9 protein-coding genes are annotated in these 14,124 nt (G+C 46.1%); 6 read left to right on the top strand and 3 right to left on the bottom strand.

The features are described from left to right. Positions 1-51: 51 nt before the first annotated feature. Entirely contained in the window at positions 52-951 is a 900-nt protein-coding gene (locus tag J4N42_RS17175) for a LysR family transcriptional regulator (RefSeq protein WP_252033764.1), read from the bottom strand. A 156-nt stretch (positions 952-1,107) separates the two neighbouring features. Between J4N42_RS17175 and J4N42_RS17170 the strand changes: the two genes are divergently transcribed. The 3 genes from J4N42_RS17170 to J4N42_RS17160 all read left to right on the top strand — a co-directional run bounded on the left by J4N42_RS17170 (position 1,108) and on the right by J4N42_RS17160 (position 7,375). Further along, complete coding sequence (locus tag J4N42_RS17170; RefSeq protein WP_252033762.1) at positions 1,108-2,799, top strand: L-lactate permease; 1,692 nt, start codon at positions 1,108-1,110, stop codon at positions 2,797-2,799. A 200-nt stretch (positions 2,800-2,999) separates the two neighbouring features. After that, a complete protein-coding gene (gene lldD / locus J4N42_RS17165) occupies positions 3,000-4,136 on the top strand; it encodes an FMN-dependent L-lactate dehydrogenase LldD (RefSeq protein WP_252033760.1) in 1,137 nt (378 codons plus the stop codon). A gap of 386 nt (positions 4,137-4,522) precedes the next feature. After that, positions 4,523-7,375, top strand: a complete 2,853-nt coding sequence (locus J4N42_RS17160) for an FAD-binding and (Fe-S)-binding domain-containing protein (protein ID WP_252033758.1) — start codon at positions 4,523-4,525, stop codon at positions 7,373-7,375. A 146-nt stretch (positions 7,376-7,521) separates the two neighbouring features. On the opposite strand, the gene J4N42_RS17155 is transcribed toward J4N42_RS17160, so the two are convergent. Both J4N42_RS17155 and J4N42_RS17150 read right to left on the bottom strand, forming a co-directional pair. Further along, positions 7,522-9,282 (bottom strand): alkyl sulfatase dimerization domain-containing protein, encoded by a 1,761-nt coding sequence (locus J4N42_RS17155; RefSeq protein WP_252033756.1) that lies wholly within the window; start codon positions 9,280-9,282, stop codon positions 7,522-7,524. 171 nt (positions 9,283-9,453) lie between these two features. After that, positions 9,454-9,771: a hypothetical protein gene (locus J4N42_RS17150; protein WP_252033754.1), complete on the bottom strand. Its 318-nt coding sequence runs from the start codon at positions 9,769-9,771 to the stop codon at positions 9,454-9,456. A gap of 312 nt (positions 9,772-10,083) precedes the next feature. Between J4N42_RS17150 and secD the strand changes: the two genes are divergently transcribed. From secD to J4N42_RS17135, 3 genes are all read left to right on the top strand, one after another. Continuing rightward, positions 10,084-11,871 (top strand): protein translocase subunit SecD, encoded by a 1,788-nt coding sequence (secD, locus tag J4N42_RS17145; protein ID WP_252033752.1) that lies wholly within the window; start codon positions 10,084-10,086, stop codon positions 11,869-11,871. Next, positions 11,871-12,773, top strand: a complete 903-nt coding sequence (secF, locus tag J4N42_RS17140) for a protein translocase subunit SecF (protein ID WP_252033751.1) — start codon at positions 11,871-11,873, stop codon at positions 12,771-12,773. The genes secD and secF overlap by 1 nt, the downstream gene beginning before the upstream one ends. Before the next feature lie 239 nt (positions 12,774-13,012). Further along, positions 13,013-14,104, top strand: a complete 1,092-nt coding sequence (locus tag J4N42_RS17135; protein WP_252033749.1) for a calcium:cation antiporter — start codon at positions 13,013-13,015, stop codon at positions 14,102-14,104. Positions 14,105-14,124 lie beyond the last annotated feature (20 nt).

The following is a 14,124-nucleotide window of genomic DNA, read 5'->3' as shown; positions in this document are numbered from 1 at the left end:
TAGAAATGGACCACAAAAACCTGCCCCAAGAGTCTGGCTACGCACCCCAAACTAAAAATAATGAGAAATTGCCAGATACCGAGTGCGGATATGCTCGATGAGCAATTTAACTTTGTTGGGTGGTTGCCTTGTAAACGGGTACACCGCATAGATGCCTAACTTTTTGCCGACGAGTTCGGGAAAAATATCAATGAGCTGGCCATTTCGTATATCGTGATACACCAAACACCTAGGTACATAAGCCACTCCGTACCCACCAAGCGCCGCCTTCCTTAGCGCTGTCGCATTATCGGTCGAGAACGAACCTGACACACGCACTATGTAGTTCCCTTGTGAGCCTTTAAACTCCCATTCACTTGCACCCGTGGTTTGGTAGGCGTATTGGAGGCAGTTATGATTCACCAAATTCTGCGGCTCAATAGGTTTACCATGTTTAGCTATGTACGACGGAGAAGCACAAACCACCCATTGAGAATCAAGGATATGACGAGCGATTAGACTTGAATCTTCTAAATACCCGGTACGAATCACGAGATCAAACCCACCGTCCACCAAATCGACAAACTTATTATCTAGTGACATATCGACACTCAGGCCTGGATGCATATCGCAAAACTCGGCCACAGCATCAGCCAATATCAAATCACCCGATATGGTAGGCACCGACATTTTGATATGACCACTCACGTTTTCACCAAAGCCTGCAACTGAGTCCATAGCCTCCTGAGCGGCTAACTTCACAGTTTTCGCGCCGTGCAGTAGAGCCTTGCCCGCTTCAGTTAGCGTTAATTTACGCGTTGTTCGATATAATAGTTGAACGCCAATTTGTTCTTCTAAACGCGCAATGCGTTTACTAACTACCGAATTTGTAAGGTTATTTTGCTCTGCGGCCTTGCTAAAACTACCGAGTTCTATGACCTGTGAAAACAGGATTAAATCGTCTGCTCGCATCTTATTATGTCACTTTTGGAATTAATCATTTTCATTATTTCCCTATATCAGCAAAAAATAAAGGGTTAAATTCACCTCGCATTAACATTGCTAACAGAATTACAAACTCCAAGAGGCTTTGAAGAGCCCTGATTAATGAAAGTAAAGGACATACCAATGAGTGAAACATTACTTGCCCTCGTGGCCTTCTCACCGATAGTGGTGGCTGCCATTCTACTCGTGGGCCTTAATTGGCCGGCGAAACGCGCGATGCCTGTCGCATTCGGTCTCACTGTAGTGATTGCACTGTTTGCATGGGACATGAGTACCACACGAGTTTTGGCTTCCGTATTCCAAGGCCTAGGCATTACCGTCTCGGTACTATGGATCGTGTTTGGCGCTATCTTCCTGCTTAACACGCTAAAACATACCGGTGCTATTTCCACTATCCGCAATGGATTCACCAATATCTCCCCGGATCGACGCGTGCAAGCCATCATCATCGCTTGGTGTTTTGGTTCATTCATTGAAGGTGCATCCGGTTTCGGTACACCAGCTGCCATTGCTGCACCACTATTGGTTGCTATTGGTTTCCCTGCTTTAGCTGCTGTTCTTATGGGTATGATGATCCAATCAACCCCGGTATCTTTTGGTGCAGTCGGAACGCCTATCATTGTGGGTGTGAACAAAGGCCTCGATACCCACAATATTGGTGAAGCCCTGTTAGCGAACGGCTCAACCTGGGAAGCCTACTTACAGCAAATCACTTCAAGTGTTGCGTTAATTCATGCCAGCGTGGGGACTTTAATGCCAGTCTTAATGGCAATGATGCTCACCCGTTTCTTTGGCAGAAATAAGAGCTGGACAGAAGGCCTAGACATTCTTCCTTTTGCTATCTTTGCTGGCCTTGCGTTCACCATTCCATATGCGTTAACGGGTGTTTTCCTAGGCGCTGAGTTCCCATCTCTAATTGGTGGTTTAGTTGGCCTATCTATCGTTGTATCTGCGGCTAAACGTGGTTTCTTAGTACCGAAAAGTACATGGGATTTTGAAGACGAGAAAAAATGGCCTGCTGAATGGCTGGGTTCACTAAAAATCGATCTAAAAGATTCTAGCGGTAAACCAATGAACTTAGTCTTAGCTTGGTTCCCATACGTATTGCTTGCCGTGGTATTAGTTGCGAGTCGCGTCAGCGCTGACTTTAAAGCGATGCTCACAAGCGTCAGCGTGTCATTTAGCAATATCCTAGGTGAAGTGGGGATTAGCGCTGCTATTCAACCTCTCTACTTACCTGGTGGTATCTTAGTGTTCGTGGCCCTTGTTGCAGTAGCACTGCAAGCACGCAGTGTTGCGCCGCTAGCAAAAGCGTTCGGCGAGTCGAGCAAAACGCTAATCGGCGCTGGCTTTGTACTTATCTTTACGATTCCAATGGTTCGCATCTTTATTAACTCTGGCGTAAACGGAGCCGATCTAGCCAGCATGCCAGTGACTACCGCCAACTTCGCTGCAGGTCTTGTCGGTGATGCTTTCCCTGCCCTAAGTGCAACTGTGGGTGCATTGGGTGCGTTTATCGCGGGTTCAAACACGGTATCGAACATGATGTTTAGCCAGTTCCAATTTGAAGTGGCACAAACATTGACTATCTCCAGCGCTGTCGTTGTTGCTCTGCAAGCGGTAGGCGCAGCGGCCGGCAATATGATTGCGATTCACAACGTTGTAGCTGCATCAGCAACGGTAGGCCTACTCGGCCGAGAAGGTGCCACATTGCGTAAAACCATCATCCCTACGATGTATTACCTACTCGTCACGGGAGCAATCGGCTTAATCGCCATTTATGGCCTTCAGATCACCGACGCGTTAATGAAATAAGCTTTCCCCTTTAGGTGCGAACTTCTTGAAGATATGACCAATATCGGCACTACATATTGGTCAAATCGTGCTCTGTACTTACTCTGAACATTAATAGATGTTCAACATCAGTAGATACCCGACATTAGCTAACCGAGATATTCGCACCTATTTTTAACAAGCCTTCGTAGAAAGGCCACTAACACAATTAGGACTGAATTATGATCATCTCTGCTTCCACGGATTATCGAGCGGCTGCCAAGGCCAAGCTTCCACCGTTTTTATTTCACTACATCGATGGCGGTTCATATGGAGAGCATACGCTGAGAAAGAACACTGAAGATCTGGCAGACATTGCCCTAAAGCAGCGAGTGCTCAACAACATGGAAGATCTCAGCCTAGAAACAGAGATTTTTGGTGAACAGTTCTCTATGCCAATCGCCTTAGCCCCTGTCGGTTTAACGGGCATGTATGCACGAAGAGGTGAAGTACAAGCCGCTAAAGCCGCAGCGAATAAAGGGCTGCCATTTACTATGTCGACCGTTTCCGTTTGCCCAATAGAAGAAGTTGCTCCCGCGATTGAGCGCCCGATGTGGTTTCAGCTCTACGTCCTTAAAGACCGTGGTTTTATGAAGAATGTACTTGAGCGTGCCAAAGCGGCTGGCGTAACGACACTTGTATTTACCGTTGATATGCCTGTGCCTGGTGCACGCTACCGAGACATGCGTTCTGGCATGAGTGGGCCAAATGCCGCAGCGAGACGCGTTTTTCAGGCGATGCTCCACCCAAGTTGGGCCTTTGATGTGGGTTTATTTGGTAAACCACACGATTTGGGCAACATCTCAACCTACCGAGGAGAGCCGACCAAATTAGAAGACTACATCGGATGGCTCGGCGCTAACTTTGACCCTTCAATTTGTTGGAAGGACTTAGAGTGGATTCGGGATTTTTGGGATGGCCCTATGGTAATCAAAGGCATTTTAGATGAGCAAGATGCCAAAGATGCGGTCACTTTTGGTGCTGACGGCATCGTGGTCTCAAATCATGGTGGCCGCCAGTTGGACGGGGTTCTTTCGACAGCAAAAGCCCTACCCACTATTGCAGATGCAGTAACCGGTGATTTAAAAATCTTTGTCGATTCAGGTATTCGTACCGGTTTAGACGTGGTCAGAATGCTGGCTCTTGGCGCCGACTGTACGTTACTCGGACGTTCATTTGTCTACGCGTTAGCAGCGCAAGGCCAGTCTGGCGTTGAAAACCTTCTCGACCTGTATGAGAAAGAAATGCGAGTCGCCATGACGCTGACAGGTGCTAAAAGTATCAAAGACTTAGATAGAAACTCACTCGCCAATTTTTAAGTATTTTATAAAGGTGTCACAACAATTTAACTTTAGCTGTGACACCTTGTGCAGTACTGGACCAAATAAAAAATACAAACCAGTCATTAGGGTCTGTTGATCTTTCGTGGTTAAGTTTTGTTCGAGATAAAATCGTTTTAGGCGAGGCGAAGACTGTGTAGCCTAGTCATTCTAAGCAAATAGTCTTCAACAAAGCATAAAACGATTTTAACCGAACCCTTCGGGCAGCCTTTGTGGTTCATTTCTACTGCGTTATCGGCTTCTCATGTAGGCTAGCTACACATCAAAGCCTCTGCCTTGTAGAAATTTCCCACAAAGTGCTGCAAAAAACATCTCGAAAGATCAACAGACCCTAGTACACAGTGAAAAACAGGTAGGAAGCCTCAATGTCGACACTCAACTCAGACACTCCAAATACAGACCAAACCTATCAACAGCTCGAGTCACTCTTTGCGGTCGAAATCGAGCCAAGCAGAATCATCACGCAACAGGCGAAACGGTTAGCTTATGGCACCGATGCGAGCTTTTACCGCTTGGTTCCTCGTATTGTGTTGCGTTTAAAAAGTCTCAACGAAGTGATTTATGCCATTCAGTGCTGCCGAGAAATGAACGTACACTTTACGTTTCGTGCAGCGGGGACGAGTTTATCTGGCCAAGCCGTCTCTGATTCGGTTCTCATTACTCTCACCGACGATTGGCGTGGTCACAAAATTCTTGATGATGGTGAGAAAATTGTCCTACAGCCTGGCGTAATTGGCGCTGACGCCAATAAATACTTAGCGCCATTTAAACGTAAAATCGGCCCTGACCCCGCTTCTATTAATACCTGTAAAATCGGTGGTATTGCGGCGAACAATGCCAGCGGCATGTGCTGTGGCACCGCGCAAAACTCCTATCGAACCGTCGACAGTATGAAGTTAGTCTTCAGCGATGGGACATTTCTCGATACTTCAAGCAAAGACAGCATTGCAGCTTTTCATTCTACTCGCCCAGATATCATTGATGGGCTCACAGAATTGGTGAATGAAACCAAAGCAAATACAGCACTGAGCGAACGTATTCGACATAAGTACCGACTCAAGAACACGACAGGTTATGCACTCAACGCGTTAGTTGATTTCGACGATCCGATCGCAGTACTAGAGCACTTAATGATTGGTTCTGAAGGCACATTGGGCTTCATTGCCGAAGTCACTTACAACACCGTCATCGAGCATAATTTTAAAGCCTCTTCTCTGCTGGTATTTGCCGATATTGAAGAAGCCAGCCGTGCAGTAACCACGCTATCGAGCACCCCTGTCGCTGCTGTAGAGCTTATGGATGGCCGCGCGCTTCGATCAGTTGCCGATAAGCCAGGCATGCCCGAGTTTATTCAACAACTCGATTTAGAAGCCGCAGCCCTGTTGGTCGAAACCCATGCTAGCGAGCAAACCGAAATCGATGCTCAATGTGTGTCTATCATGGCGTCTCTTTCTGACTACACCATCATAGAATCAGTGCCGTTTACACTCGACCCTAAAACAGTGGCGACCTTATGGGGCATCCGTAAAGGTATGTTCCCTGCTGTTGGCGCCGTTCGCGAAGTCGGAACAACAGTCATCATTGAAGACGTGGCGTTTCCGGTCGAAAACCTCGCCAATGGCGTACGCGACCTGCAAGCCTTATTCGACAAATACCACTATAACGAAGCCATCATTTTCGGCCATGCTCTGGAAGGCAACCTGCACTTTGTCTTCACTCAGGGGTTTGATTCGCAAGTAGAGATCAATCGTTATGGCAACTTTATGGATGACGTGGCCGACTTGGTTGCAGTCAAATATCAAGGTTCATTGAAAGCTGAGCATGGCACAGGGCGTAACATGGCGCCGTATGTCGAGCTTGAATGGGGCCAAGATGGCTATCAATTGATGCAAAAGATCAAAGCACTGTTTGATCCACAAGGGCTTTTGAATCCGGGCGTTATCATCAATGACAACCCTCATTCACACATTGAAAACCTAAAGCCAATGCCGGCTGCAGATTCTATTGTAGATCGATGTATCGAATGTGGTTTCTGCGAACCAGTTTGTCCATCACGCACGCTTACCCTGTCACCACGACAGAGAATTGTATTGTATCGAGAGTTACAACGCAGACGCGTTGCGGGTGAAGATACGTCGGCAAGCGAGCTTGAAAAGGTCTTCGAATACCAAGGCATAGATACGTGCGCGGCAACAGGGCTATGCGCTGAAAGGTGCCCAGTAGGGATCAATACAGGCGATCTCGTCAAACAGCTAAGAACCGCGAAGTACCAGAAGTTTACGCCAATAGCCAAGTGGACCGCAGATCACTTTTCTACCACAACAGCGCTTACACGTGCTTCACTGAAGGCCAACCGCATTGCAACCAAAGTGATTGGTGAATCGGGCGTATCCGGCATCACAAATGGGATCCGTAAACTCAGCAACAACAAAACGCCAGCTTGGCTTCCTGAGATGCCAAAAGCAAACAAACATAGTGTTGAAAAAGCGATGGAGCTGTTGGTGCGCTCAGACAAGAAAGTGGTTTACGTCCCTTCTTGTGCTTCACGTACCATGGGTCAGCAATCCGATGCTCCCGATCAGCGTAGCCTAACCGAGGTCACGCTATCTTTGATTAAGAAAGCAGGGTTTGAAGTGATTATCCCTGAAAGGATCAACGACCAATGCTGTGGGATGCCTTACGACAGCAAAGGGATGAATGACATTGCGCACGATAAGGCGACGCAGCTAGAAGCAGCGCTGTGGAAAGCAAGCTACGAGGGAGAATACCCAATCTTAATGGACACCAGCCCTTGTGCCAAACGCAGTATTGAGCAATTCACCAAACCTCTTGAAGTGCTGGAGCCCACTGGATTTGTATCAAAATACTTAATGGATAGCCTTGCCATCACACCTGCACAAGAAACCATCATGCTGCACGTTACTTGTAGTTCGCGCAGAATGGGATTAGAGAGCGACATGCTTGCGCTAGCGAAAGCTTGTGCTTCTGATGTGATTGTTCCTGAGCACATCTCTTGTTGTGGCTGGGCGGGAGATAAAGGCTTCACTACCCCAGAGCTCAATGAAGCAGCCGTACACCCACTCAAAGAGCAAGTGCCAGCAGAGTGCAAACGCGGATTCAGTAACAGCCGCACCTGTGAAATAGGCTTGTCTCACCACAGCGGTATTCCGTATCAATCCATCCTCTACTTGGTCGATGAGGTTTCCTCTCCTATCTAGTGACAAGCGTAATTTACGATACGACAGATCCGCTTGGTGGACACTCCAAGCGGATCCTCAAACGACTTACCAAAAATTAGTAAACATAAAATGGTGGCTCAAACATTCGCCACCATTGAATGATCTAAAAACACGAAAGCGTTATGTTAGTGAGTGGTTATAGTCAGTGCGGTATCAAAGTCTGCCAACGAGTCGTCTAGTTGCTTAAACTCTGTCTCGCCTAATAACACTTCACTCCACTCAGAGTGGGATAGATTAACGGTAACCCCTGAATTTAATTGAGAACTAATTTGAACAATGCCATTTCGAAGCTGAATACCGAACGCATGTTCACTATCACTCATATTTAGGTTGAACTCAGAAGACAAGCCTTCCGCTTTGCGTGGATCCACCAAATAACGGATGTACTCGACATTACTTTCTATCGGAGAATTCTCTAGCTTTTCAGTAGTTATGGCTCCAAGTAACTGAGTTAGAGTTTGATAGTTATCCAATTGATGCTCACCAAATGAAAGCTTCCCTTCATGAAGTAATGCTTCAGAAATATAGAATCCGCGAGCGTTGGCTGAGCTGGTACGTTGCCCTAATGCTCGAGCCGCATCCGCACGAGACTGTTTGGCCTCTTCGCTATTTGGTTCAATTTCAAGTATTTGTGAAGTCAAATATAGCGACCACTGCCACCCTTCCAATGTTTGTTTCTGATTTGATTGCCTGGCCATTTTATTGGCTAACTCGATCCCACCTAAGCTGCCAATGAATTGATGAGCAAAAGCTTGTGTCGGCAATGGATTGATGTCGTACACATCCCAACCGTTCCAGCCCATAACACCGTGATAGACTTGCTTAACATGACTTTCAACTTGTCCATAGGTTTCTTTATCCACTCGCAAGTTAGCTGGCATATAAACAAACTCGGCAGCGCCTTGAGCATCATTTCCAAGCTTTATCGCTCGTATTGTTTGATCGTGTATCAGTTGCATCGAGTCACGAAACTCATAAATTGCATTTTCCGCAGTTTCTTTCGTCACATTGGCAGCACCGTGTATGTCAACGTGATAGTTAAAGTCATAGGAAAGGACCAAATCTGCAGCATCTACAAGTCGAATAGGGTCACGATACCGATCTCCGCGCAAAGTATAGAGGTTAAAAATTGACCCTGCATTCATGGCATTGGTCACCATAAGGCCTTTCGCTGGGAAGTAGTAGGCAACGCTGTCTGTCACATCTGTAGGGCTAGGTAAAACAATCACCTCCATCCCAGCAATTGTGTGGGTTTCAACTTGGTTGTGCTCAAAAGTAACGGTCGGAGATTGGTAGCCTTTTTCCCCCACTAGTTTGTCAATTGTAAAGCCAAGCTTGTTTGGAAAAGTATCAGGACCACTTTCTGGGTGTAATAGACCAAATTGAATTGCGGCTCGAGTAGAAAAGTTTCCAGCTAAAGGACTAACGCCATTATCAGCAAAAAGGTGTTTCTCCATCCACTCATGTGCATAAACCGTGGTTTTATCATTGCTCCACGCCTGTGTACCCCACACATAATGCGAATGGGTATAAAGAACAGCGCGAACATCAATTACTTGATTCAGCTTTTTCTCTAACTGCTTGCGTTGCTCTTGAGCTACTTTTAAATCGTCTCCCGTATCGACAATAATCCAACCTTCAGGAGCCTCTACTGCGATAACGTTACCTATACCCCAACCGGCAATACGGTATACACCATCTGTTATTTTAGTGACTGATTGCGTGTCTACATCCCATAGTTGATCGACCATTGCTGCAGGTTTTGTGGTGATAGCTCCATTGTCCATAACAATAGGGTCATACTTAAGAGATAGATTGTATTGGTCGGCAACCGCAACAAATGAAGCAGAAAGTAATAGAATACTACTTAGGTTTTTTTTTCGCATGATGTCATTCTTCTAAATAAGGGAACACTTTCGGGGGGTAACCCGTTCGATGCCACTATTACACCCAACCTCAACTATTAGTTCGATGAATTAGAGAAAGTCATTTTTGGCTAATCAGTCATAGTATTAATTCGAATAAATAATTTACGTCATGCGATTCGTTCGAAGGTGCTAAGCAAAATCGCCCAGATATATTGCTTGTCCTTTATCGGTTTTAATTTCAAAGTCATCAAGCCAATAGATGTTAGTTAATAATCGAACATCCCCGATCAATTCACAGCGTTCCTTTTCATACAGTGTGTCAATTTCCCCACTCCAACATATTGATATATCGATAACTATCATTCTTTCTATCTCAAGAAACTGATGGCTAAAGTGCTCATGCAATGAATCTATACCTTCTGCATAACTGAGCACTAGAGTGCATCTCCCATCACCAATATCGCAAATTCTATATTTGCGGTCGTTTAAATATATTGTGCAATCCACGTAGGTTTATCCTCAATAATTAACTCAGAATCGATTGTTTTAAACAAACCGAATCTCTGCGAGGAATTAGAGAAATTCATATATGAAAAGTTGAGCAAAGCAAATATGAATTTCTCTAACCCATAGCTCTATTGAGCCAAGAAACTAAGATAGCTCGGTAACCAATAGTTAGGTTTATCGATAAAACCGAAATCACCATCGGAAGCCTTTCAACCCTTTAGTTTCAACTCATACATGATGAATACCGGTGCTCATCTAATAAATAAGCTTGATGCTATTTACGTATGCGTTAATCAATAAGATGCAATCAATATGAAGTTAAAGCGCTCGATCGCACCCATAAATTATTCGGCGAAATGGAAGATCATCGTTCTCGTGTTGTCTGTGGTACTGATGCTTCTCAGCGCCCTGCCTTCTGCATTTGGAGAACGTGAAGCTTTGCACATTTCAAACCAGACTCATTCGACACAGGCTGATGATGTATATCGTTATCTTGTAGACAGTAGCATTGATGTTCACAGTGTTAGCGAAAACAACAATAGGTTGGTTGTGACATTTGCTTCAAGCGGACAACAAGCCCCCGCACAAGCTTTGATGTCGGATTTCATCCACCCATCGGAGACCATTGCCCTCACACTAGAACCTTCTGCTCCTTCTTGGCTAACCTCGCTAGGCTTTCAACCTATTAAGTTTGGATTAGATCTGCGCGGTGGTGTGCAATTTCTCTTAGACGTCGATCTAGCGCCTGTTTTTAATGCTCACGCGACATCAGTGATCGACGACTTGCGTCAGGAGTTTCGTGTACGCGGTCGTGTAGAAGACGGAGAGGTGGTGGTTGCTCGATATGACGAAGTAATACTTGGCGATATTCGAACTCACTTGAGAACACAATATCCAAATTGGACTCTGCGCCAATCTGGTCAGCACTTAATGATCTCAATGGATGAGGAAGAAAAACGCGCCATTCGCACTCTGACCGTGACACAAAACCTTCAAACGATGCGAGGCCGCATCGAAGAACTAGGAATCACGGAAGCCGCAGTCCAGCGACAAGGTGAGAATCGAATTCGCATAGAACTGCCAGGCGTGCAAGATCCGACATCCGCGAAAAACATTATCGGCGCCACTGCATCATTAGCGTTTTTCCATGTGGAACCTAATCCCACTGCACGAACAAAATCCATCAATGACCAAGATGGTAGACCTGTCATTCTTCATCGAAACAGTATCTTAGGGGGCGAACATATTATCGATGCACGCGCCAGCCTAGGAGAAATGGGGACTCCTGAAGTTAACATCACTCTTGATCGTACGGGTGGCCGGCTAATGTCCAATCACTCGCGCAGCAATATCGGAAACCTGATGGCGACAGTCTACAGTGAATACAGTCAATCAGAGACCGGGCAATCCATTGAGCAAAGCGAAGTTATCAGTGTGGCGACAATTCAGTCAACGCTGGGGAACCGTTTTCGCATCACTGGTGTGGGCTCAATGGCTGACGCTCAAAACCTTGCCCTGCTATTAAGAGCAGGCTCTCTCACCGCTCCTGTCACTATTGTTGAAGAGCGCACAATAGGGCCAACTCTGGGGGCGGAAAACGTCAAAAATGGCTTTGCTGCACTCGCCTTGGGGCTTGGTTTTACACTGGTGTTTATTGCTTGCTGGTATCGACGCCTTGGCTGGGTTGCAAATGCAGCACTGACTATCAATTTAGTGTGTCTGTTTGGCCTATTAGCGCTCATTCCGGGTGCAGTGCTAACGCTTCCCGGCATCGCTGGGCTAGTACTAACCGTGGGAATGGCTGTCGATACCAACGTACTGATCTTCGAACGCATCAAAGACAAAATGCGAGAAGGCAGAAACTTTTCTCAAGCCATAGATCGAGGCTTCGATAGTGCATTCTCTTCAATTTTCGATGCCAACCTCACCACTATGATCGTCGCCATCGCTCTGTATGCGATAGGTAACGGTCCAATTCAAGGCTTTGCTATCACACTCGGATTAGGCCTACTGACTAGCTTATTTACTGGCGTATTTGCGTCTCGAATTCTTATCAATTATTTGTGGGGAAGAAACACCTCACATGAGGTGAAACTGTAATGACCAAATCAATTAACGTCACCAAAATACGTCGATTGATGACGATGATATCTCTGATTCTACTGACACTTTCTATTACATCAATCGCGATAAGAGGTTTCAATTGGGGGCTCGACTTTACGGGAGGTGTCGTCGCCGACATTCAAACAAAACCAGACGTCACACAAGTTCTGTTCAAATCTCACCTCGATATGGCACTGAGTCAAGATGTTCAAGTAACGGCAGTGGGCGATGAAGGACATTGGCAATTGCGTTTCAACAATACAGACCTCGATTTACGAGAAGCCCTAAGCAAAGCATTGTTGCCCATGGACAGCCATTTTCACATTGCCAACAGCAGCGTAATTGGTCCTCAGGTTGGATTGGAAATGATCGAACAAGGCGGCTTGGCGATTTTGGCTTGTTTTGTCCTTACCTTACTGTACTTGAGCTATCGATTTGAATGGCGATTGGCGCTCGGTTCAATTGCAGCATTGGTTTACGACATTGTCATTGTGTTAGGGGTCTTTGCGGTAACCCAAATTGAATTCAACCTAACCGTGTTGGCCGCTTTGCTGGCAGTGATGGGCTACTCCCTGAATGACTCGATCATCATTTCAGATCGAATCCGTGAGGTATTTCGTGCGAAGCCAGATGGTGAGACCGATGCCCTTCTCGATCAGTCCATCGTATCAACGTTGTCACGAACACTTGTCACATCAGGTACAACCTTGGTCACAGTCTCAGCGTTGTGGTTGTTAGGAGGAAGTGCCCTAGAAGGTTTCGCCATTGCACTGTGTGTCGGAATTTTAAGTGGGACGTGGTCCTCTATCTCGATTGGCACACTCCTACCAACGTGTGTGGGCTTGAAACCAATCCACTATAAAGCAGAAGAAACTGAATCCCTTGAAAGCATGCCGTAGCTTTTTCTGGCTGCGCTGACGGTGTACTTAGAATGCTATTAGTCGACTATCGGTCGTCTAATAGCAACAAAGAATTTCTCTAATTCATAGTCTGAATCATCGGTTCACCTTAAGTTAGCAACATAGTTAGACACATGACTTAAACGAACCGTCTACTGCACAGGAAATTGCAGTATTCACCCGATTTACTCTCGTTAAAGGACATTAGCGAGCCTTCGGTTACTCAATAAAGGCTCAACATGCTCAACGCTCTCAAACAAGAATACAAACTGCCTCTTGGCATTGTTGCCGTTCTATTTTTTAAACTGATCGGCGACAACTTACTCACAGGAGAATTATCTCAATTCGCCTATATTATGATCACTGCGATACTGTTTTATGCGGTAATGAGCGCCATTTTTTCCGTTGTTCGTCACTCAGATGCCTTGGCGATAAAACTTGGCGACCCATACGGAACGCTCATATTGACGCTCTCCGTAGTCTTACTGGAAGTCATCATGGTCTCGTCCGTAATGCTGACAGGAGAATCAAACCCTTTCCTAGCACGTGACACCATGTTTGCTGTCGTGATGGCAGTGCTCAATGGCTTTGTCGGTATCACCTTATTAATCGGTGGTATGAAGTACCATACCCAAAGCTACAACCTCGATGGAATAAAAGCTTATCTGGTCGCCATTATTCCACTTTCGTTACTGTGCCTAGTACTGCCTAACTTCACCAGTATGGACTCGCTCGGTAACATGTCGACCAGCCTAACTTGGACATTAGTGCTGGCTTCGATCGCCTTGTATGCGGTTTTCTTGTTCATTCAAACACGCAGCCATACCGACTACTTCATTGATGGCGATAATGAAGATCACCACGAACATCATGGCCCTCTGCATAGCAATGTATTCCACACGATTATGCTGGTGAGCTATTTGATGGTGGTGATTTTGTTAGCGAAAAGCCTCGCGATTCCAATTAACGATGGCATCACGGAAATGGGGGCGCCTGCCGCTCTAGGTGGTTTGATTGTTGCCTTGATTATTCTCGCACCCGAAGCGGTTGGTGCTGTTAAAGCCGCCGTGACCAATCAATTGCAGCGCGCGATGAATCTGTTCTTTGGATCAGTTCTCGCCACTATTGCCCTAACCGTTCCCGCTGTTCTGTTGATTTCAGGAGTAATGAACGAGCCCATCCAACTCGGCCTCGCCCCTGCAGAAATGGTGTTATTAGGCGCAACGCTATTGATGACAAGCGTGAGCTTTAGTAGCGGGAGAACCAACTCGCTCAACGGTGCAACCCATCTCATTCTGTTCTTTGCCTACATCATCTTGATGTTTGATTAAAACCCATTGTGGGCTCTGGC

The organism is Vibrio sp. SCSIO 43135, from assembly GCF_023716665.1.
Taxonomy (GTDB): Bacteria; Pseudomonadota; Gammaproteobacteria; order Enterobacterales; family Vibrionaceae; genus Vibrio; species Vibrio paucivorans.
Note: the sequence above shows the minus strand (reverse complement) of the source record. Positions and strands in the feature narration are given on the sequence as shown.